This is a genomic window from Burkholderia sp. SJZ089 (assembly GCF_007828315.1).
Classification (GTDB): domain Bacteria; phylum Pseudomonadota; class Gammaproteobacteria; order Burkholderiales; family Burkholderiaceae; genus Burkholderia; species Burkholderia gladioli.
Genome location: NZ_VIUM01000003.1, coordinates 530,132 through 549,035, shown reverse-complemented (window position 1 = coordinate 549,035; position 18,904 = coordinate 530,132). Strand labels below are relative to the sequence as shown.

General features: G+C 69.4%; 19 protein-coding genes. 6 read left to right on the top strand and 13 right to left on the bottom strand.

What is annotated here, in order from left to right; translation table 11 throughout:
- Positions 1 to 19: 19 nt before the first annotated feature.
- The 7 genes from FB600_RS08285 to FB600_RS08255 are packed head-to-tail and all read right to left on the bottom strand — an operon-like array spanning position 20 to position 5,666.
- Positions 20 to 304 carry an MSMEG_0570 family nitrogen starvation response protein gene (locus tag FB600_RS08285; protein ID WP_013689255.1) on the bottom strand — a complete coding sequence of 95 codons (285 nt, stop codon included), beginning with the start codon at positions 302 to 304 and terminating at the stop codon, positions 20 to 22.
- A 2-nt stretch (positions 305 to 306) separates the two neighbouring features.
- Complete coding sequence (locus tag FB600_RS08280) at positions 307 to 1,545, bottom strand: MSMEG_0565 family glycosyltransferase (protein ID WP_145756516.1); 1,239 nt, start codon at positions 1,543 to 1,545, stop codon at positions 307 to 309.
- Complete coding sequence (locus tag FB600_RS08275; protein WP_145756515.1) at positions 1,542 to 2,528, bottom strand: sll0787 family AIR synthase-like protein; 987 nt, start codon at positions 2,526 to 2,528, stop codon at positions 1,542 to 1,544. The genes FB600_RS08280 and FB600_RS08275 overlap by 4 nt, the downstream gene beginning before the upstream one ends.
- Positions 2,525 to 3,085, bottom strand: coding sequence for an MSMEG_0567/Sll0786 family nitrogen starvation N-acetyltransferase (locus tag FB600_RS08270; RefSeq protein WP_013689252.1), 561 nt, complete (start codon positions 3,083 to 3,085; stop codon positions 2,525 to 2,527). Before FB600_RS08270 ends, FB600_RS08275 begins: the two co-directional genes overlap by 4 nt.
- 2 nt (positions 3,086 to 3,087) lie before the next feature.
- On the bottom strand, positions 3,088 to 4,200 hold the full coding sequence (locus FB600_RS08265) for an MSMEG_0568 family radical SAM protein (RefSeq protein WP_186041643.1): 1,113 nt from the start codon (positions 4,198 to 4,200) through the stop codon (positions 3,088 to 3,090).
- Positions 4,151 to 5,164, bottom strand: coding sequence for a Nit6803 family nitrilase (locus FB600_RS08260; RefSeq protein ID WP_036033006.1), 1,014 nt, complete (start codon positions 5,162 to 5,164; stop codon positions 4,151 to 4,153). Before FB600_RS08260 ends, FB600_RS08265 begins: the two co-directional genes overlap by 50 nt.
- Positions 5,165 to 5,183: 19 nt before the next feature.
- Entirely contained in the window at positions 5,184 to 5,666 is a 483-nt protein-coding gene (locus FB600_RS08255) for an MSMEG_0572/Sll0783 family nitrogen starvation response protein (RefSeq protein ID WP_013689249.1), read from the bottom strand.
- A gap of 380 nt (positions 5,667 to 6,046) precedes the next feature.
- Here FB600_RS08255 and FB600_RS08250 point away from each other — a divergent pair, with 380 nt between their 5' ends.
- Positions 6,047 to 7,438 (top strand): PLP-dependent aminotransferase family protein, encoded by a 1,392-nt coding sequence (locus tag FB600_RS08250; RefSeq protein ID WP_013689248.1) that lies wholly within the window; start codon positions 6,047 to 6,049, stop codon positions 7,436 to 7,438.
- Positions 7,439 to 7,516: 78 nt separating this feature from the next.
- Here the strand turns inward: FB600_RS08250 and cyoD are convergent, their stop codons facing one another.
- The 4 genes from cyoD to cyoA are packed head-to-tail and all read right to left on the bottom strand — an operon-like array spanning position 7,517 to position 11,602.
- Positions 7,517 to 7,897, bottom strand: a complete 381-nt coding sequence (cyoD, locus tag FB600_RS08245) for a cytochrome o ubiquinol oxidase subunit IV (protein WP_145756514.1) — start codon at positions 7,895 to 7,897, stop codon at positions 7,517 to 7,519.
- Entirely contained in the window at positions 7,894 to 8,499 is a 606-nt protein-coding gene (gene cyoC, locus FB600_RS08240) for a cytochrome o ubiquinol oxidase subunit III (RefSeq protein ID WP_013689246.1), read from the bottom strand. The genes cyoD and cyoC overlap by 4 nt, the downstream gene beginning before the upstream one ends.
- Positions 8,496 to 10,505, bottom strand: a complete 2,010-nt coding sequence (gene cyoB / locus FB600_RS08235; protein ID WP_145756513.1) for a cytochrome o ubiquinol oxidase subunit I — start codon at positions 10,503 to 10,505, stop codon at positions 8,496 to 8,498. The genes cyoC and cyoB overlap by 4 nt, the downstream gene beginning before the upstream one ends.
- A 5-nt stretch (positions 10,506 to 10,510) precedes the next feature.
- On the bottom strand, positions 10,511 to 11,602 hold the full coding sequence (cyoA, locus tag FB600_RS08230) for a ubiquinol oxidase subunit II (RefSeq protein ID WP_013689244.1): 1,092 nt from the start codon (positions 11,600 to 11,602) through the stop codon (positions 10,511 to 10,513).
- Between the two features lie 175 nt (positions 11,603 to 11,777).
- Here cyoA and FB600_RS08225 point away from each other — a divergent pair, with 175 nt between their 5' ends.
- Positions 11,778 to 13,169 carry a PLP-dependent aminotransferase family protein gene (locus FB600_RS08225; protein ID WP_046576304.1) on the top strand — a complete coding sequence of 464 codons (1,392 nt, stop codon included), beginning with the start codon at positions 11,778 to 11,780 and terminating at the stop codon, positions 13,167 to 13,169.
- 142 nt (positions 13,170 to 13,311) lie between these two features.
- Here FB600_RS08225 and FB600_RS08220 read toward each other — a convergent pair whose 3' ends face one another.
- Positions 13,312 to 13,854, bottom strand: coding sequence for a hypothetical protein (locus tag FB600_RS08220; RefSeq protein WP_013689242.1), 543 nt, complete (start codon positions 13,852 to 13,854; stop codon positions 13,312 to 13,314).
- Positions 13,855 to 14,146: 292 nt separating this feature from the next.
- On the opposite strand from FB600_RS08220, the gene FB600_RS37670 reads away from it, so the two are divergent.
- Positions 14,147 to 14,512: a hypothetical protein gene (locus FB600_RS37670; protein ID WP_233635382.1), complete on the top strand. Its 366-nt coding sequence runs from the start codon at positions 14,147 to 14,149 to the stop codon at positions 14,510 to 14,512.
- Positions 14,418 to 15,350, top strand: a complete 933-nt coding sequence (locus FB600_RS08215; RefSeq protein ID WP_261383353.1) for a Fic family protein — start codon at positions 14,418 to 14,420, stop codon at positions 15,348 to 15,350. Before FB600_RS37670 ends, FB600_RS08215 begins: the two co-directional genes overlap by 95 nt.
- Here the strand turns inward: FB600_RS08215 and FB600_RS08210 are convergent, their stop codons facing one another.
- Positions 15,351 to 16,271 carry a LysR family transcriptional regulator gene (locus FB600_RS08210; protein WP_096752438.1) on the bottom strand — a complete coding sequence of 307 codons (921 nt, stop codon included), beginning with the start codon at positions 16,269 to 16,271 and terminating at the stop codon, positions 15,351 to 15,353.
- Positions 16,272 to 16,480: 209 nt separating this feature from the next.
- Between FB600_RS08210 and FB600_RS08205 the strand changes: the two genes are divergently transcribed.
- Positions 16,481 to 17,422, top strand: coding sequence for a 2-hydroxyacid dehydrogenase (locus FB600_RS08205; protein ID WP_036054638.1), 942 nt, complete (start codon positions 16,481 to 16,483; stop codon positions 17,420 to 17,422).
- A gap of 89 nt (positions 17,423 to 17,511) precedes the next feature.
- The gene (locus tag FB600_RS08200; RefSeq protein ID WP_098151616.1) at positions 17,512 to 18,861 is read left to right on the top strand and encodes an MFS transporter; all 1,350 of its coding nucleotides are present in this window, start codon (positions 17,512 to 17,514) and stop codon (positions 18,859 to 18,861) included.
- Positions 18,862 to 18,904 lie beyond the last annotated feature (43 nt).

The window sequence follows — 18,904 nt, the reverse complement described above, 5'->3', positions numbered from 1 at the left end:
CCGGGCACGGGCGGCCGATTCATTCCAGCGCGAGCACGGTCACGCTGGCCTCGGCCTGCTGGCCGAAGCGCTCGGCCAGCGCCTCGATGCGCGCGAGCTCGTCCATCGCGGCCGAGCAGGCGAAGCCGAACTTGGCGCGCACCCGCTCCGAGGCGATCCCGAGCGATTCGCGCGAGCGCGCGACGAAGTCGTCGAGCGGGTACTCGCTGCCGGGCGTGAAGTAGTCGGCGACGACGGTGGACGGCGAATAACAGCGCGTTTCCGTGGCATCGGGCCAGCGGACCCGGAAGTGCATGACGGGCATGATCAGGTTTCCTGTGGTGCGGTGATGGGGAGAGGATCGGCGAGTTCACCGGCCGGCCCGCGCGCGCTCGCGCGCAGCCAGTCCCGGTAGATCGCCAGATGGGCGGCCGCGCTGGCGGCCCAGCCGAAGCGCGCCAGCAGCGCCGGCACGGCCTCGCGGAAATCGGGCAACCGCCGGCCGTCGAGCGCGTCGCGCAACGCGGCGGCGATCGAGGCCGGCTCGCCAGGATCGGCCCACACGGCGGTGCGCACGTCGAGATGCTCGGTGAAGGGCGCGATGCGCGACACCACCACCGGCCGCCCCGCCGCCAGCGCCTCGAGCACCACCAGCCCGAAGCCCTCGCGCAGCGAAACCATCGACACCACGTCGGCCGCATGCAGCAGCGCGACGATCTGCGTGTCGTCGAGCGTGCCCGTCGCCACCACCGCCTCGCCGGCGCCGATCTTCAAACCCAGCTCGGCGGCGCGCGCGACGAAGCCGCGCGTATAGGCATCGTGGTCGAGCAGGCTCGCGCCGCCGGCGATCACCAGTTGCATGCCCGGTTGCGCGCGCCGCAGCAGCGCGAAGGCTTCGAGCAGCGCGCGCGTGTTCTTGCGCGCCTCGATGCCGCCGATCGCCAGCACGATCGGCCCCGCCTCGTGCAGGCCGAAGCGCCGGCGTATCGCATCGATATCGGCCGCGCGGGCGCTGACGAAGCGCTCGACATCGACGCCATTGGCCACCTGCAAGGCCGCCACACCGTGTTCGTCGCGCATCCGCGCGGTCCATGCCGCGCTCACGCACAGCACGCGATCGGCATCGCGCCAGGCGCGCCGCTGCCAGGCGGCCAGGCGCGGATCGGCGAAGGTATCGAGATGATGGACGGTGCGCAGGAAACCCGGGATCGCGCCTTCGGCCTTCCATTCGGCCAGCGCGTTGCCGCTGATGCTGTCCTGCGCGTGCAGCACGTCGAAGCGGGCCAGCTCGCGACGATCGAAGGCGGCACGGATCGCGGCGATCCGCGTGGCCACCATCGACACCGTATCGGCAGCCTTCGCCCGCGTGTGCGCCAGCACCACGCGATAGGCCTCGCCTTCGCCATCGCGGCGGAACATCCGCTCGCCCGGCCCGGCCGGCGCCACCACGCTGACCTCGTGCCCGGCCGCGCCGAGCGCGCGCGCCAGTTCCAGCGTATGGACCACGCCGCCGCGCGGATTCACCGAATGCGTGAACAGCCCGATCCGCAGGCGCGCCGCACTCATCGCGCCACTCCCGGCGCGGCGCCGATGAAGGGCGTCTCGCGCAGGTCCCACAGGCGCCCGGTTTCGCCGCCTTCGGCAAGCACCAGCTCGCGCGATGCGTCGACCACGCCGATCGGCGCGCAGGCCAGGCCGCGCGCGACGAAGCGCTCGACCACCTGCGCCACCCGCGCCTCGCGCACCGACAGCAGGAAGCCGTAGCTGGGAAAGGCGCCGAGCCAGCGATCGAAATCGACGCCCTCGGGACGCGGCACCGCGTCCAGATCGATACGCGCGCCGACCTGCGAGGCCTCCAGCAGCATCAGCGCGGTGCCCAGCAGGCCCGCCATGCTGATGTCCTTGGCGGCCTCGCACAGGCCGTCCTCGGCCAGCGCCGGCAGCAGTTCCAGATCGCCGCGCAGCCGCGCGCCCGGCGCGCCCACCGAGGCGTTCCAGAACGGATAGGGATCCTCGAAGCGCCCGCGCAGGTCGACGGCCATCAACAGCCTGTCGCCGGGGCGCGCCGCGAAGCTCGACAACAGCCGGCGCGCGCGGCCGAGCACCGCCACCGCGAGCTGCGCGCTGCCGGCGCGCGCGTTGCTGTGGCCGCCGACGATCGGCACGCCGTAGGCGGTCGAGGCGGCGGCCATGCCGTCGAGCATGGCGCGCGCGGCGTCGAGCCCCTCGCTCCAGAGCGCGTCCACCACCGCGATCGGCCGGCCACCCATCGCATAAATATCGCTGAGGTTGACCATCACGCCGCTGTAGCCGGCGAACCACGGCATGGCCTCGACGAAGTCGGCCACCAGCCCCTCGATCGCGAACAGCAGGTAGCCGTCGCCGTCGGCGATCGCGGCGCAGTCGTCGCCCACCGCGACCGCCTGCGCGAGATCGGCCGCGCCGTTCGGCAAGGCCCGCGTCAGCGCGCCGACCACGCCCGCGATATCGGTCTTGTGCGCGAAACCGCGGCTGGCGCGCAGCCCGGCGATCCGTTCGGCGAGGCTCATCGCGCGCCTCCCGCCGGCATCACGAAACCCGCGTACGGCGTGGCGCAGGGCGGGTAGTGAGCAAGATCGGCCAGCATGCGGTGATGCAGGCGCCCGTGCAGCATCTCCTCGCCGAGCGAGCGCCAGTGCAGGCGCTCGAACAGCGGCACGTTCTGCACCTGCACGTGCGCGTGGAATTCGCGACAGCCCAGCGCGTGCGCGCTGCTCACCGCGAGCCCGATCAGGGTGGTGCCGATGCGGCCGTGATTGCGGAACGCGGCATGCACCGCCAGCCGCGAGCCGAGCCAGACGCCCGGCGCCGTTTCGTGGATGCGCACCGTGCCCACCACCTGGTCGGGCAGGCCGGCGCAGCCACTCACGGCCACCAGCAACTGCGCCGTGTCGTCGGCCTCGTCGCGATCGTCGCCGACGAACACGCCCTGCTCGACGCAGAACACCGCGCGGCGCAGCCGATAGGCCTCCCCGATCTCCCAGGGCAGCGCCGCCCACTTGATCCGGTATTCGGCGGGCCGGTAGGCCAGCGCCGCGCCGCTCTCCCACATCGCGTCGCAATCCATGCTCAGGCCTCGTAGGTCGACAGCGACGAGCAGGCGCCGCATTTCCCGCAGCCGGCCTTGATGTCGGCCGAGCGCAGCCCCGCCGCGCCCAGCATCGCGCCGAGCGGCGCCAGCACCTCGCGCATGAAGGCCGGCGACGGCGCGGGATGGCTCTCCAGCGGCGTGCCGCTGATCGGCACGAAGGGCACCACGAAGGGATAGACGCCGCGCGCGATCAGGTCCTCGGACATCGCCAGGATCGCCTCGGGCGTGTCGCCGAGGCCGGCCAGGATGTAGGTGCTGACCTGCCCGCGCCCGAACACCGCCACCGCCGCGTCGAAGGCGTCGAGGTAGCGCGACAGCGGCACGCTGGCCTTGCCCGGCATGATCCGCTCGCGCACCGCCGGCGTGACGGCCTCCAGGTGCATGCCGAGCGTGTCGATGCCGCTGGCCTTCATGCGCGTGAACCAGGCATCGTCGTCGGGCGGCTCGCACTGGCCCTGGATCGGCAGGTCGACGGCGGCGCGGATCGCGAAGGCGCTGTCGCACAGGATGCTGGCGCCGCGATCGCTCGCGGCCGGCGTGCCGGTGGTCAGCACCATGTGCTTCACGCCGTCGAGCAGCACCGCCGCGCGCGCCACTTCCGCCAGTTGCTCGGGCGTCTTGCGCGCGATGGTGCGGCCCGCCGCCAGCGACTGCCCGATCGAGCAGAACTGGCACATCTTGCGGCGGCTCTCGTAGCGGATGCAGGTCTGCAGCACCGTGGTGGCGAGCACGTCGGCGCCGTGCAGCGTGGCGATCTGCGAATAGGGCACGCCGTCGAGCGTCTGCAGCGCGTAGAAGCGCGGCTGCGCCGGAAAGCGGATCTCGGCGATCGGGATGCTGCCGCGCGTGAGCGTGCTGGCGCCGAGCGCGTCGGGCGCGCCCGCCACGTAGGGCGAATCCCAGGCGGTGCTGGTATGCACCGGCACCATCACGGTCACGCCGTCGACCGTCACGGCCTTGTGGTCCGAGGGCCCGGCGCCGCCGCGGCGGCTCGCGACGCCGGCCTTCGGGTCGACCAGGCGCAGCCCGACCGATTGCAGCTCAGTGATCAGTTGCCGGCTCTGCACCGACGGTTTCGCGATGGCGTTCATCGACAGCTCCTGCGGGGAAGGGATAAGCCGGCGCCATGGCCGTGACGGGCATGGCGGGCCGGTCGTTGATGGCGAGACTGAGCAGCTCGGGCCGCGCGTAATGGCCGACCGAATCCATCATCCGCTTGCGCTTGGTGATCAGCGACAGGTCGAGGTCGGCGATCACCAGGCCCTCGCCCTCGCGCAACGGCTCGGCCAGGTGCTGGCCCTCGGGCGAGACGATGGCGCTGTGGCAGCCGCCGCGCAGCGCCTTCTGCAGGCCCGGGTCGGGCGTGATCGACTCGATCTGCGCGTCGCTGAGCCAGCCGGTGGCATTGACCACGAAGCAGCCCGATTCGAGCGCGTGATGGCGGATCGTCACGTCGATCTGCTCGGCGAAGATCGGCCCGACCAGCGAGCCCGGGAACTGCGCGCAGTGGATCTGCTCGTGCTGCGCCATCAGCGCGTAGCGCGCCAGCGGGTTGTAGTGCTCCCAGCAGGCCAGCGCGCCGACGCGGCCGACCGCCGTGTCGACCACCCTGAGGCCGGCCGCGTCGCCCTGTCCCCAGATCATCCGCTCGTGGAAGGTGGGCGTGAGCTTGCGGCGCTTGAGCAGCAGGCTGCCGTCGGCGTCGAACACCAGCTGGGTGTTGTAGAGGCTGCCGTGGTCGCGCTCGTTGACGCCGAGCACCACCACCATGCCGTGCCGCCGCGCGCGCTCGGCCACCGCCTCGGTGACCGGCCCCGGCACCACCACCGCCTCCTCGTAGAGCCGCATGTGCTCGGCGCCGGAAGCCACCGGCGGGCGCACGAAGGAGAAATACGGGTAATACGGCACGAAGGTTTCCGGGAACACGATCAGCTGCACGCCCTTGGCGGCGGCCTCGTCGATCGCCGCGCAGACCTTGTCGAGCGTCGCGGCGGCGCGCGCCAGATCGGGAGCGATCTGGGCGGCGGCCGCGCGAATCACGGATTTGTCGCTCATGCTGGCTCCCGCGCGTGGCTCAGACGGTCCAGGTGTGGATGATCAGCGCGTCTTCCTTGCGGTGGAGCAGTTGCAGGTCGAGCACGTCGAGCGGGTTGATCGGGCGGATGCCCTCGATCAGCGAGGCCTCGCCGTGGCCATAGAGGGCCTGCAGCGCGAAGCGGCACGCATAGACCTTGCCGCCTTCCTCCATGAACTTCAGCAACTGCTTGTTGAAGTTCAGGTGGCCGGGGAAGGCCTCGTCGCCGAGCGTGGGGAAGCCGCGCTGCAGGCCCAGCGTCACGCCGGGGCCGTACAGCAGCACCGAGGTCTCGAAACCCTTGCGCTGCAGGCGCGTGGCCTGCAGCAGGTTGACGAAGCCGATCGAGCCTTCGAAGGCGACCGTGTGGAAGGTCACCAGCGCCTTCTCGCCCGGCTCCGCCTTCACGTCCTCGAATACCTTCTCTTCGTAATCGACCAGCACATCGCCTTTCTGGTGTTGCGGGTGGTTGACGGCGGGCATCGCGTTCTCCATGTGTCGGTGAGGGTGTCGGGTGCTCGGGCGGCTGCCGCCCGCACGCCATTGCTCACGCAACCGCCATGCCGCCGCGCCGCGCCGCGATGCGATCACCATCCGATCATCGAGAAGGCGGGGCCGCGAAACGCGTGATCGTCCCCCGTGCCGGGTGCGCCGGCGCGGTGCCCGGCCCCGCGCCGCGCCGCCGGCGCGCACCGCGCTGGCGCAGCGCGATGCGCCTCGTGCGTGCATGCCTGCATCAAAAACGATCTGTCACCCGATCAATGCGATCGGTTTCGATTCGGCATCCGATCGATTTTTTTTCGCGAGGATTCGCGTGTTAACGTCGGGCGCATCGAGGTCAACCGCCTGCAGGGACGCCCGCCATGGATCACTCGCTCGCCCATTGGTCGAAACGGCTGGCCGAAAGCCGCCAGCCCGCCTATCTGCTGATTCCGGAACTGATCGAGGAGGACGTGGCGGTGGGCCGGCTCAAGCCGCGCGACCGCATGCCGGGCCTGCGCGAACTGGCCGACGTGCTGCGCCTGAACTACACCACGGTGGCACGCGCCTACGCCGAGGCGCGCAAGCGCGGCCTGCTCGACAGCCGCGCCGGCAGCGGCACCTTCGTGCGCGGCCCGACCCAGACCTTGCCGCTGTCGGGCGGCGGCAGCGTCGAGATGTCGATGAACATGCCGCCCGAGCCGCCGGCGATGGCCGCGCGCCTGGCCGAATCGGCCGCCGCGCTGCATGCGCGCGCCGATCCCTACCAGTTGCTGCGCTACCAGGATTTCGGCGGCGCGCCCGCCGATCGCGCCGCCGGCCGCGCCTGGCTGGGCCGCCGGCTGCCGGGCTGCAACGGCGACGCGGTGCTGGTCTGCCCCGGCATCCACAGCGCGCTGGTGGCCCTGGTCTCGCTGCTGGCGCGCCCCGGCGACACGCTCGCGCTCGACGCGCTGGCCTATCCCGGCATCAAGGCGATCGCCTCGCAGCTCGGCGTGCGCCTGCAGGCGCTGCCGCGCGACGAGGACGGCCCGCTGCCGCATGCCTTCGAGTCGCTCTGCAAGAGCCACAAGCCGGCCGCGTTCTACTGCAATCCCACCCTGCAGAACCCCAGCACGCTGACCCTCCCCTTCCACCGCCGCGAGGCGCTGGCCGACGTGGCGTTGCGCTACAACGTGCCGATCGTCGAGGACGACGCCTACGCGATGCTGCCGCAAGGCGCGCCGCCGCCGCTCGCGCTGCTCGCGCCCGAGCTGACCTACTACGTGACGGGCATGTCGAAGAACTTCGGCGCGGGGCTGCGCATCGCCTACCTGCTCGCGCCCTCGGCGCGGCAGGCGCAGCGCATCGCCGGCGCGCTGCGCGCCACCACGGTGATGCCGAGCCCCTACACGATGCTGCTGGCCACCCAGTGGGTCAACGACGGCACCGCGCTGGCGATGCTGGAGGCGATCCGCGCCGAGGGCAGCGCGCGCATGGCGATCGCCGCCCAGGTGCTGCGCGACTGGCGCTTCGACGCGCATCCGAACGGCTTCCACCTGTGGCTGCCGATCCCCGCCGAGTGCCATCGCTTCGCGCCCGAGCTGGCCCAGCAGTTGCGCAATCGCGGCGTGGCGGCGGTGGCGGGCGCGGCCTTCTCCACCGACGGCGACCCGCCCAATGCGATGCGCCTCTGCCTGGGCGGCCCGCAGACGCCCGAGGACTGCCGCGAGGCGCTGCGCCTGGTGGCCGACGCGCTCGGCGATCCGCATCACCTGGCCACGCCGACCATCTGAGTGGCGCGCGCATGAAAAAAGGCGCAGTGCCCGCGGGCAATGCGCCTTGGCAACGACCGCCGTGTCAGCGGCGAAAACTCAGTCCTTCGCCATCGCGCGCTCGATCGTGATGTGCGTCGGCATCATGTTGACGTTGGCATTGTGGATCACCCACAGCGAGAGCCCGACGATCACGGCGATCAAAAAGCCCGTGCACAGGAAGATGCCCGTGTTGGCACGCTGGCTGCGCGCCGTGCCGATATGCAGGAAGTAGAACAACTGCACGATCAGTTGCGCGACGCAGGCGATCACGATCGCGGCCAGGCCCCAGCCGCGCGGCACGATGTCGGTCATCACCGCGCCGAACGAGACGAAGGTCAGCAGCACCGACAGGATCATGCCGATCACATAACCCCTGAGCGTGCCGTGCGAGGCATCGTGCGCGTGATGCGCGGCGTGCGTGTGGGACGTGGGCTTCATACGAACTCCCGCAGGTAGACGAAGGTAAACACGCAGATCCAGACCAGGTCCAGGAAGTGCCAGAACATGCTGAGGCAGGCCAGGCGACGCTGCACCATGCCGTTCAGGCCGAACTTCCAGACCTGGTGCATCATCACGCCGATCCACAGCAGGCCGCAGGTGACGTGCAGGCCGTGGGTGCCCACCAGCCCGAAGTAGGCCGACAGGAAGGCGCTGGTATGCGGGCCCGCGCCGTCGGCCACCAGCTTGGCGAACTCGTGCACTTCCATGCCGATGAAGCCGGCGCCGAACACGAAGGTGATCGCAAGCCAGGCGATCACCGCGCCGCGCCGGCCGGCGTTCATGGCCAGCATCGCCAGCCCGAAGGTGAAGCTGCTGACCAGCAGCAGCATGGTTTCGCCGAGCACGTAGTCGAGCTCGAACAGGCCCTGCCCGGTGGGGCCGCCGGCCGTGGCGTTGGCGAGCACCCCGAAGGTCGCGAACAGCGTCGCGAAGATCAGGCAGTCGCTCATCAGGTAGATCCAGAATCCGACGGTGGTCTTGCCGCCGTCGTCGTGGTGGCCATCCTCGTGGCCGTGCGCAAGGGTCTGGGCGCTCATCATGCGACCTCGGTTTCGTTGAGCGGCACCACGGGAACGTGACGCCGCAGTTGCGCGAAACGCGCGTTCTCGATCCGCTCGACTTCGGCGGCGGGGACGTAGTAGTCGGTGTCGGTGTCGTAGCTGCGCGCGATGAAGGTGCCCACCATGCCGAGCAGGCCCAGCACCACGAACGGCCACATGTGCCAGACGAAGGCGAAGCCGAACACGGCGCTGAACGCGGCGATGATCACACCCGCGCCGGTATTGCGCGGCATGTGGATGTCCTCGTACTGCGTCGGCTGGCGATAGGCGCGGCCGCTGTCCTTGTCGTCCCAGTGCTGCTCGACCGAGGTGATGGTCGGCACGATCGCGAAGTTGTAGAACGGCGCGGGCGAGGAGGTCGACCATTCGAGGCTGCGGCCGTTCCAGGGATCGCCCGTCTCGTCGCGCAGTTCGTGGCGGCGGCGCACGCTCACGGTGATCTGCACCAGCATCGCCAGGATGCCCATGCCGACGAACACCGCGCCGACCAGCGCGACCACCAGCCAAGGGTGCCATTCCGGCACCGAGTAGTGGTTCATGCGGCGCGTCATGCCCTCGAAGCCGAGCACGTAGAGCGGCGTGAAGGCCAGCCAGTAGCCGATCAGCCAGCACCAGAACGAGACCTTGCCCCAGAACTCGTCGAGCGTGAAGCCGAACACCTTGGGGAACCAGAAGCTGATGCCGGCCAGGCAGCCGAACACCACGCCGCCGATGATCACGTTATGGAAGTGCGCCACCAGGAACAGGCTGTTGTGCAGCACGAAGTCGGCGCCCGGCACGGCCAGCAGCACGCCGGTCATGCCGCCCACCGCGAAGGTGATCATGAAGCCGATGGTCCACAGGGTCGAGCTGTGATAGCGGATCCGGCCGCGGTACATGGTGAACAGCCAGTTGAACAGCTTCACGCCGGTCGGGATCGAGATGATGGTGGTCATGATCCCGAAGAAGGCGTTGACGTTCGCGCCCGAGCCCATCGTGAAGAAGTGGTGCAGCCAGACGAAGAAGGACAGCACGCCGATCGAGGCGGTGGCATAGACCATCGACTTGTAGCCGAACAGCGGCTTGCCCGAGAAGGTCGCGATGATCTCCGAGAAGGCGCCGAAGGCCGGCAGGATCAGGATGTACACCTCGGGATGGCCCCAGACCCAGATCAGGTTGATGTACATCATCGCGTTGCCGCCGAGCTCGTTCGTGAAGAAGTGCATGCCCAGGTAGCGGTCGGCGGTGAGCAGCGCGAGCGTACCGGTCAGCACCGGGAACACGGCGACGATCAGGATGTTGGTGATCAGCGCGGTCCAGACGAACACCGGCATCTGCATCAGCTTCTGGGTCGGCGCGCGCATGCGCAGGATCGTGACGATGAAGTTGATGCCGGTCAGCGTGGTGCCGAGCCCCGATATCTGCAGGGACCAGATGTAGTAGTCCACCCCCACCGTCGGGCTGTAGCCGAGCTCCGAGAGCGGCGGGTAGGCCACCCAGCCGGTGGCCGCGAAATCGCCGACGAACATCGAGACCATCACCAGCCCCGCGCCCACCACCGCGAACCAGAAGCTCAGCGAGTTCAGGAACGGATAGGCCACGTCGCGCGCGCCGATCTGCAGCGGCACCACCACGTTCATCAGGCCGATGATCAGCGGCGTCGCCACGAAGAAGATCATGATCACGCCGTGCGCGGTGAAGATCTGGTCGTAGTGATGCGGCGGCAGGTAGCCGGCCGCGTCGTTGTTGGCGATCGCCTGCTGCGCGCGCATCATGATCGCGTCCGCGAAGCCGCGCAGCAGCATCACGATTGCCATCACGATGTACATCACGCCGATCTTCTTGTGGTCGACCGAGGTGAACCATTCGCGCCACAGGTAGGTCCATTTGCCCGCGTAGGTGATCGCGCCGAGCAGGGCCGCGCCGAGCACGAGCACCACGGCCAGGGTGCCCATGATGATGGGTTCGTGCCAGGGAACGGCATCGAGTGTGAGCTTTCCAAACATGATGTTTACCGGGTAGCCAGGATCGGCGCCTTGGCGGCGCCGGGGGAAAGGGAGATCGCGCCGGCGCCGGCCGACTGGATGGTGGCCGGGATCACGCCCGGCGAGGCCGCCGTGCAGCTCGGGTTGGCCGAGCCGGCGCGCATCGCGGTGGCGACGATGTTGTCGAACAGGTCCGGCACCACGCTCGCGTAGAGCGTCGGCGCGTTCTTCTCGCTGGGCTGCGCGAGCCGCGCGTAGGCCGCCGCGTCGAGCGACACGCTCGCGGCCCTGGCGCGCGCGATCCAGGCATCGAATTCGCCGCGGCTGGTGGCGTAGGTCTTGAAGTGCATGTCCGAGAAGCCGGGGCCGCTGAAGGCCGCCGACTGGCCCAGGTAGGTGCCGGCTTCGTCGGCGATCAGGTGCAGGCGCGTCTGCATGCTCGGCATCGCGTAGACCTGGGTGCCGAGCTGCGGGATGAAGAAGGAGTTCATCAGCGATTCGGCGGTCAGGCGGAAATCGACCGGCGTGCCGACCGGCACCGCCAGCTCGTTGACCGAGGCGACGCCGTAGTCGGGATAGATGAACAGCCACTTCCAGTTCAGCGCGACCACCTCGACGCGCACCGGCTTCTCGGCCGACTCGATCGGCTTGTAGGGATCGAGGCTCAGCGTGGTGCGCCAGATCAGCCCCGCGAGGATCACCACGATCACGCAGGGGATCGACCACACCACCACCTCGATCGCGGTCGAATGCGACCAGCGCGGCGCGTAGGTGGCGCTGCGGTTCGAGGCGCGATAGCGCCAGGCGAACCACAGCGTCAGCGCGATCACCGGAATCACGACCAGCAGCATCAGGCCCAGCGCGATCAGGATCAGCTGCTTTTCCTGCACGCCGATGTCGCCCTTCGGGTTCATCAGCACGCTGCTGCAGCCGCCGAGCAGCAGCAGGCCCGCTGCCGGCGCGAGGCGCGCCAGCGGCGCCAGCGCCTTCAGCGCGCCGCGACCGCGACCGGCAGCGGCACGCGAGGGCGGGGCGAGCGAATCATGGCAAGGGGACGAGGGGGACAGCGGTGGTCCCGATTCGACATCGGGCCGGGTTCTGGAGGATGGAGTGCGCATGGAATGTCCGTGTTGGCCGTGCACGCAAATCCGTCCATCCGCATCGCTGCCCGTCGCTGCCGGCCCCCGGAACGCGCGGCCGGCAAGGCGTGCATACAAGTCGCATCATGTATGGATTTACGCGCTTCGATGTCGGATGGTAGAGTAAGACATCACGCATACAAGCCGCGACAGAATGACGCAAAAACACGCGAATCCGATCGATGTATGGAACTCGGGGCTGGTGGCCGGACAAGGGCCGCGCTACCTGCAGATCGCCAACTTCATCGAGCACGCGATCGCCGACGGGCGCCTGCAGCCCGGCGATCGCGTGCCGCCGCAACGGCAGGTGGCCGCCCGGCTCGGCGTCGACCTGACCACCGTGACACGCGCCTTCAACGAGGCGCGCCAGCGGCACCTGCTGGAGGCGCGCGGGCCGCTCGGCACCTTCGTGGCGGTGCCCAAGGCCGAGCTGGCGCAGCGCGTCGACCTCAGCATGAACATCCCGCCGCCGCCGGCCGGCGTCGACCTCGAGATGCTGCTGCGGCGTGGCATGTCGCAGGTGCTGCTGCGCAGCGACATCGATCTCCTGATGACCTACCACGTCGGCGGCGGCAGCGAGGCCGATCGCGAAACCGCCGTCGGCTGGCTGCGGCCGATGCTGGGCGAACCGGCGCGCGCGCGCGTGGTGGTCGCCCCCGGCGCGCAGGCCACGCTGGCCGCGCTGATCATCGCCATGACGGCCGCCGGCGACACCATCGCCTGCGAGCCGGACATCTACCCGGGGCTGCCGCAGGCGGCCTCGCAACTGGGGCGCGTGGCCAGGCCGATCGCGGTGGACGCGCAGGGCATGCGGCCCGATGCGCTCGAGGCGGCCTGTCGCGAGCCCGGCGGGGTGCGGCTGATCTACCTGAATCCGACGCTGCAGAATCCGACCGGCACCACCATGCCGGCGCCGCGTCGCCAGGAACTGCTGAAGGTGGCGCTGCGGCACGGCGTGCTGATCGTCGAGGACGATCCCTACTGGCTGTTCGCGCCCGACGCGCCGCCGCCGCTGGCGAGGATCGCGCCGGCCCAGGTGGTGTATGTGTCGACGCTGTCGAAATGCCTGTCGCCGGGGCTGCGCACCGCCTTCGTGGCGCTGCCCGACGAGAGCCTGCGCGACGCCTTCCTGAGCGCGCTGCGCTCGTTCTCGCTGATGGCGCCGCCGCTCACCAACGCGCTGGTCACGCAGTGGATCAACGACGGCTCGGCCGCGCAGGTGCTGGGCGGCGTGCTCGGCGAGGCGCGCGAGCGGCAGCGCGCTGCCGCCCAGGTGCTCGGCGCGAGCCATGGCGACGGCGCCGGCATCCATCTCTGGTATCCGCTGCCGAGCTACTGGGCGCCCGGCGAGCTGGCCGCGGCGGCCAGCGCCGAGGGGCTGGCGGTGGCGCCATCCACCGCCTTCCATCTCGGCGGCCAGGCGCCCAACGCGATCCGCGTCTCGCTGGGGGCCACGCCCGATCGCACCCAGCTGCACGCGGCGCTGCGCCGGCTGTCGGTGCTGCTGGCCAGCGACATCTCGAGCGGGCGAGGCCTGATCGTCTGAGCCAGGCGGCCGCCGCCGGCCGCGAAGGCGAGCAAGGTCACGAAAACGAAACAGCCCGGTCGAGGCAGGATCGCTTCGACCGGGCTGTTTGCTTGGTGCCGCGCGCGGATCAGGCGGCGGCGGGCTTCGATACGCCGATAAGTCAGACTTCGAGGCCGGGCTTGCGCGTGGCCGGCGCCGGCGCGGCGGGCATCGGCGCCGGCGTGCGGGCCGGGGCCACCGTCCTCGCGGGCGGCGCCACCGGCACCAGGTACAGCACCGGCTGCGGCATCTGCATCAGGACCACGGGCGGCCCGGCGAACATCGCGTCGAGCGGTGCGCCGGCAGCAAACGCCGGCATCCCGCCCAATGCTGCCTGCTGCAGCGCCTGCATCTGCGCCTGCATGCGGGCCTGCATCGCCGCCATCTGGACCATCTGCATTTGCATCCGCGCCTGCATGCGGCGCAGATCCGCGGGCGGCATGCCGCCCGTGCTCGACTGCATCACGAAGCTGGCCTCGCCGTTCGGGCTGTGCCAGCTCCAGGTCTTCACGTGCGCCGGGCCGTCGGCCGTCTGCACGATCCGGGATGTTTCCTGGGCGGCCACGGTCCTGCCGTCGACCTGCACGAACACGGGCTGCGCCGCGAACGCCAACACCGGGGCCAGCACCAGCGCGCCGGCCATGATCGCTGAATGAAGTCGCATCGGTTTTCCTCCTGTCGTTATCGCTCGTCGGGACGGGCGGCGAAAATCTCGCGCGGAAATCTTGTTGGAGGAGGCTTAAACGGGGCTTAAGAAACGCGGCCACTTCAAGGGTTCAACAGGGACGGACAAAAACCACCCAAATGCGGTGGCGGGCGCCTCGTCAAGCCTTCAACGAACCCTACATTCAACCACCCAGAAAAAAATAAAAACTCATATAAAACCGAAAGTTACGATACAATTTCGCCGACAAGGAACCCTACATTCATCCCCTCGGGTTCAACCAGGATCGACCATGACCAGCGTCGCAACATTCCAACCCCTGTTTCCGGAAGATCGCGTCCTGGATGGCTCGATCGAGCGAGCGGCAACCCTGATCGACAAGGCCAGGCGCCTCCTGAAAGCTGACGACACGCCCTTGGCCGCTGCGCTGGTTCCTCAACTGCGCAGCATGAATTCGTATTACACAAACAAGATCGAGGGTCAGCACACCACACCTGGCAAGATCGAGGCCGCGCTTCGACGCGACTACTCCCCCGATGCCGACGAGTATCGCAAGCAACGGCATGGCGATCGCCCATATCGCCGCGGAGTCCGAACTGGAAAGCGAATGGCGCGAGGTCTCGGTACAAGCTCTCTTCGATCCCGGCAGGGTCCGTGATATTCACGCCCGATTTTTCTCGGCCATGCCGCTCGAGCTGCTGGTCACACCGGATGGGGACCCGATCATCCCCGGCGCGCTTCGGGATCAGGACGTGACGGTTGGGCGGCACGAGGCGCCCGAAGTCGCCATGATCGAGCCGCTGATGGCCGAATGGGGCGCACGCTATCGCCTCATTCGACCGCGCGAGTTCCAGTTGATCGCCATCGCCTGCTCCCATCATCGGCTGGCGTGGATCCATCCATTCATCGACGGCAATGGACACGTCTGTCGGCTTCATTCCCACCTCGCACTCCATGCCGCCGGATTGACGCAAGGTCTCTGGTCTCCGCTGCGAGGCTTCGCCCGAAGCCACGAAACCTATTGTTCGCGTCTTGCCGAAGCGGATATGACCCGGCGCAACGACCTCGATGGCCGTGGCAACCTTTCGCAGGAAGCGCTGATTCGATTCGTCGATTACTTCCTCGATTGCTGCCTGGATCAAGTCGACTTCATGTTGAAGATGGTCGATTTCGACGGAGTCTCGATGCGCTTGAAAGATCTGCTGTTGTATCTGGAGGCGCATCCGTGGCAGATCGGTTCCGAGAAGTCGATCATCAAACCGGAAAAAACGGCGACGCTGCTTGAATTCATTGCACTGCGCCGAGCGTTGCCCCGCGCGGATTTCGTGCGCATGCTGGGAGAAAGCGAAAATACCGGGCGCCGCATCATACGCAGCCTGCTCGATTTCGGCATTCTCAAATCGGCTACACATCGCGATGACCTCGCTTTCGCTCTTCCGCTGAAAAGCCTGCGTTTCGTCTTCCCCAGGCTTTGGCCGGAAGTCGATATCGAATAGTCATTGGTCTGTCGTCGTGCGCACGCCCCCCAGCCCCGCGAAATACCCCAGCGCGAACGCCCGGAACCGCTCCACCGCCGGGCTGTCGCGCTCCACGCGCCAACCCAGGTCGAGATCGGCGGTGGCCTCCTGCGTCCACAACGGCCGGAACACCACGTCGCGCATGCCAAGCTCGCGCGCCGAGGCCGGCACGATCGACACGCCGATTCCGGCGCGCACCAGGGTCAGCACCGTGTGCGTCTGGTCGAGCTGCTGGGCCACGTCCACATGCACGCCGGCCGCCGTCAGCAGCGCGACGACACGGTCGTGGAAATAGCGGCCGCCGTCGGCCGAATACATCACGAAGGGCTCGCCCGCCAGGTCTGCGGCCGCGATCGTGTCGCGCGCCACCAGCCGATGCGCGGCCGGCAGCACCGCCAGCAGCGGCTCGCGTGCCAGCAGCTCGATGCCGATCTGCGGGTCGGGCGACTGCGCGCGCAGGATACCGAGATCGATCGCGCGCGTCTTGAGCGCCTCGAGCTGCGCCACCGACACCATCTCCTTGAGCACCAGCCGGATTCCCGGCAACTGCTCGCGCGCCGCCGCCAGCAGGTCCGGCACCAGCCGGTAGCCGGCCACCGCGGTGAAACCGATCGCGACCTGCCCCGCATCGCCGCGCGCCACGCGCCGCGCCGCATCGGCGGCCTGCTCGGTCAGCCTCAGGATGCGCAGCGCGTCCTGGTAATAAGCCCGCCCCGCGTCGGTCAGCTTCACGCTGCGGCTGTTGCGCTCGAACAGTTGCAGCCCGAGCGATTCCTCCAGCAACTGGATCTGCCGGCTCAGCGGCGGCTGCGTCATGAACAGGCGCGCGGCGGCCCGCCCGAAGTGCAGTTCCTCGGCCACGGCGATGAAACAACGCAGATGATTGAGTTCGACGTTCATTCCAATTCTTGAATTGATCGATGCGAAACATAGCTTAGACCTCGATCGATCGCCTGCCTATACTCGTTCGCACCCGGCCGCCGAGCAGGGCGCGCCGGCCCCGCCGCACCGCGTCACGGCGGCCTTCGCGGCAGCGCGCGAGGCCTCGCGGCCCGCGCGCCCGGCGCGCCTGCCAGGCGCCGCCGCTTCATCGTTCGAGGCTCCCCCGCATGTCGTTTGAAATCCTGCTGATCAATCCCGTCCTGCCCTCGCTCGAGCGCCAGCTCGCCGAGCGCTACACCCTGCACCGCTACTACGAGCACGCCGACAAGGCCGGCTACCTGCGCGAGATCGGCGCGCGCATCGACGGCGTCGTCACCGGCGGCGCCTCGGGCATCGCCCGCGAGGTGATGGCGCGCCTGCCGAAACTGCGCATCGTGGCGGTCAACGGCATCGGCACCGACGCGGTCGATCTCGACCACGCCCGCGAGCGCGGCCTGCATGTCTCGACCACGCCCGGCGTGCTCACCGACGACGTCGCCGACCTCGCGCTGGGCCTGCTGCTGGCGACCTGCCGCGGTATCTGCAACGGCGACCGCCAGGTGCGCGAGGGCGGCTGGGGCAAGGCGCCGGCCCTGCCGCTGGCGCGCAAGTTCAGCGGCATGCGGGTGGGCATCGTCGGGCTGGGCCGGGTGGGCCGCGCGATCGCCACGCGCGCCGCCGCCTTCGGCTGCCCGATCGCCTACACGGACCTGCGCGCGATCGACGGCGTGCCCTATCGCTTCGTCGACGATCTCGCCGCGCTCGCGCGCGACAGCGACGCGCTGGTGCTGGCGGCCTCGGCCGACCGGGCCGAGGGCATCGTCGACGCGCGCGTGCTCGACGCGCTGGGCCCCGATGGCTACCTGATCAATGTCGCGCGCGGCCGGCTGGTGGACGAGCCGGCGCTGGTGCGCGCGCTGGCCGAAGGCCGGATCGCGGGCGCCGGGCTCGACGTGTTCGTCGACGAGCCGAACGTGCCCGCCGAGCTGTATTCGATGCCCAACGTGGTACTGCAACCGCATCGCGCCAGCGCCACCGTGCAGACGCGCGAGGCGATGGGCGCGATCGTGCTCGACAGTCTCGCGGCCAGCTTCGCGGGCCGCCGGCCGGCCACCAGCGTCACGCCCTGAACGCTGGCGGGCCCCGGGCGCCCGATGAAGCCCCGCCCGGCAGGCAGCACCCACCAGAACCATCCCGCCAGAACAGGGAGGAGACAGAGATGAAAAGCATCGACCTCGCGACGCCGAAGGCGGCCGTCGCCGCCGGCCGCGTCGGCCATTTCCGCTACTGGATACTCGCGCTGATCTTCACGGTCACCGTGCTCAACTATGCCGACCGCGCCACGCTCTCGATCGCCGGCACCTTCGTCGCCAAGGACCTGGGCCTCACGCCGGCCTCGCTCGGCATCGTGTTCTCGGCCTTCGGCTGGGCCTACGCGATCGGCCAGGTCCCGGGCGGCTGGCTGCTGGACCGCTTCGGCGCGCGGCGCGTCTACGGCGCGAGCATCGTGCTGTGGTCGCTGTTCACGATCGCGCAGGGCAGCGTGTCCTGGTTCGGCGGCGCGGCCAGCGCCACCGCCGCGCTGTTCGTGATGCGCTTCATGCTCGGCCTGGTGGAGTCGCCCGCCTTTCCCGGCAACGCGCGGATCGTCGCCACCTGGTTCCCGACCAACGAACGCGGCACCGCCAGCGCGCTGTTCAATTCCGCGCAATACCTGGCGGTGGTGATCTTCACGCCGCTGATGGCCTGGCTCACCCACGCGCTGGGCTGGCACCAGGTGTTCTTCTTCATGGGCGCGCTCGGGCTGGCAATGGCGGCGGTCTGGTTCGCGACGCTGCGCGAGCCGGGCTCGCATCCGCGCATGAGCCGCGCCGAGTTCGAGCACATCGCCGCCAACGGCGCCCTGGTCGGCCTCGACAGCAGCCGCGGCGGCACCCGTCGCCGCTTCAGCGCGCAACAGATCGGCGCGCTGTTCACCAGCCGCACGCTGTGGGCCGTCTACATCGGCCAGTACTGCATCACCGCGCTCACCTACTTCTTCATCACCTGGTTCCCGATCTACCTGGTCAAGGCGCGCGGCATGAACATCATGACGGTGGGCCTGGTGGCCGCGCTGCCGGCCATCTGCGGCTTCAGCGGCGGGGTGCTGGGCGGGCTGCTGTCGGACTTCCTGATCCGCCGCGGCTGCTCCACCTCGGTGGCGCGCAAGACGCCCTTCCTGCTCGGCATGACGCTGGCCACCTCGCTGATGCTGGCGCCCTGGGCGCGATCCGACTCGCTGGTGGTGGTGCTGGTGTCGCTGGCCTTCTTCGGCAAGGGGCTCGGCGCGATCGGCTGGGCCGTGCTGGCCGATGTCGCGCCGCGCGACATGACCGGCCTGAGCGGCGGCATCTTCAACGGCATCGGCAACACGGCCGGGATCGTCACGCCGCTGGTGATCGGCTTCGTGGTGGCCGCCACCGGCTCCTTCGACATCGCGCTGTGGTTCGTCGGCGCGCACGGGATCGTCGCGATCCTCGCCTACGGGCTACTGGCCGGCAAGTTCGAGCGCGTCCGGTTGCCGGGCTGAACGCGCCCCGGGACGGGGCTCGATGCGGGCCGTGCCACGCGGC

Bases quoted from the DNA above. Each gene is read 5' to 3' on its own strand.
- FB600_RS08285 (WP_013689255.1), bottom strand. From the start codon at position 304: ATGCCCGTCATGCACTTCCGGGTCCGCTGGCCCGATGCCACGGAAACG.
- FB600_RS08280 (WP_145756516.1), bottom strand. From the start codon at position 1,545: ATGAGTGCGGCGCGCCTGCGGATCGGGCTGTTCACGCATTCGGTGAAT.
- FB600_RS08275 (WP_145756515.1), bottom strand. From the start codon at position 2,528: ATGAGCCTCGCCGAACGGATCGCCGGGCTGCGCGCCAGCCGCGGTTTC.
- FB600_RS08270 (WP_013689252.1), bottom strand. From the start codon at position 3,085: ATGGATTGCGACGCGATGTGGGAGAGCGGCGCGGCGCTGGCCTACCGG.
- FB600_RS08265 (WP_186041643.1), bottom strand. From the start codon at position 4,200: ATGAACGCCATCGCGAAACCGTCGGTGCAGAGCCGGCAACTGATCACT.
- FB600_RS08260 (WP_036033006.1), bottom strand. From the start codon at position 5,164: ATGAGCGACAAATCCGTGATTCGCGCGGCCGCCGCCCAGATCGCTCCC.
- FB600_RS08255 (WP_013689249.1), bottom strand. From the start codon at position 5,666: ATGCCCGCCGTCAACCACCCGCAACACCAGAAAGGCGATGTGCTGGTC.
- FB600_RS08250 (WP_013689248.1), top strand. From the start codon at position 6,047: ATGGATCACTCGCTCGCCCATTGGTCGAAACGGCTGGCCGAAAGCCGC.
- cyoD (WP_145756514.1), bottom strand. From the start codon at position 7,897: ATGAAGCCCACGTCCCACACGCACGCCGCGCATCACGCGCACGATGCC.
- cyoC (WP_013689246.1), bottom strand. From the start codon at position 8,499: ATGATGAGCGCCCAGACCCTTGCGCACGGCCACGAGGATGGCCACCAC.
- cyoB (WP_145756513.1), bottom strand. From the start codon at position 10,505: ATGTTTGGAAAGCTCACACTCGATGCCGTTCCCTGGCACGAACCCATC.
- cyoA (WP_013689244.1), bottom strand. From the start codon at position 11,602: ATGCGCACTCCATCCTCCAGAACCCGGCCCGATGTCGAATCGGGACCA.
- FB600_RS08225 (WP_046576304.1), top strand. From the start codon at position 11,778: ATGACGCAAAAACACGCGAATCCGATCGATGTATGGAACTCGGGGCTG.
- FB600_RS08220 (WP_013689242.1), bottom strand. From the start codon at position 13,854: ATGCGACTTCATTCAGCGATCATGGCCGGCGCGCTGGTGCTGGCCCCG.
- FB600_RS37670 (WP_233635382.1), top strand. From the start codon at position 14,147: ATGACCAGCGTCGCAACATTCCAACCCCTGTTTCCGGAAGATCGCGTC.
- FB600_RS08215 (WP_261383353.1), top strand. From the start codon at position 14,418: ATGGCGATCGCCCATATCGCCGCGGAGTCCGAACTGGAAAGCGAATGG.
- FB600_RS08210 (WP_096752438.1), bottom strand. From the start codon at position 16,271: ATGAACGTCGAACTCAATCATCTGCGTTGTTTCATCGCCGTGGCCGAG.
- FB600_RS08205 (WP_036054638.1), top strand. From the start codon at position 16,481: ATGTCGTTTGAAATCCTGCTGATCAATCCCGTCCTGCCCTCGCTCGAG.
- FB600_RS08200 (WP_098151616.1), top strand. From the start codon at position 17,512: ATGAAAAGCATCGACCTCGCGACGCCGAAGGCGGCCGTCGCCGCCGGC.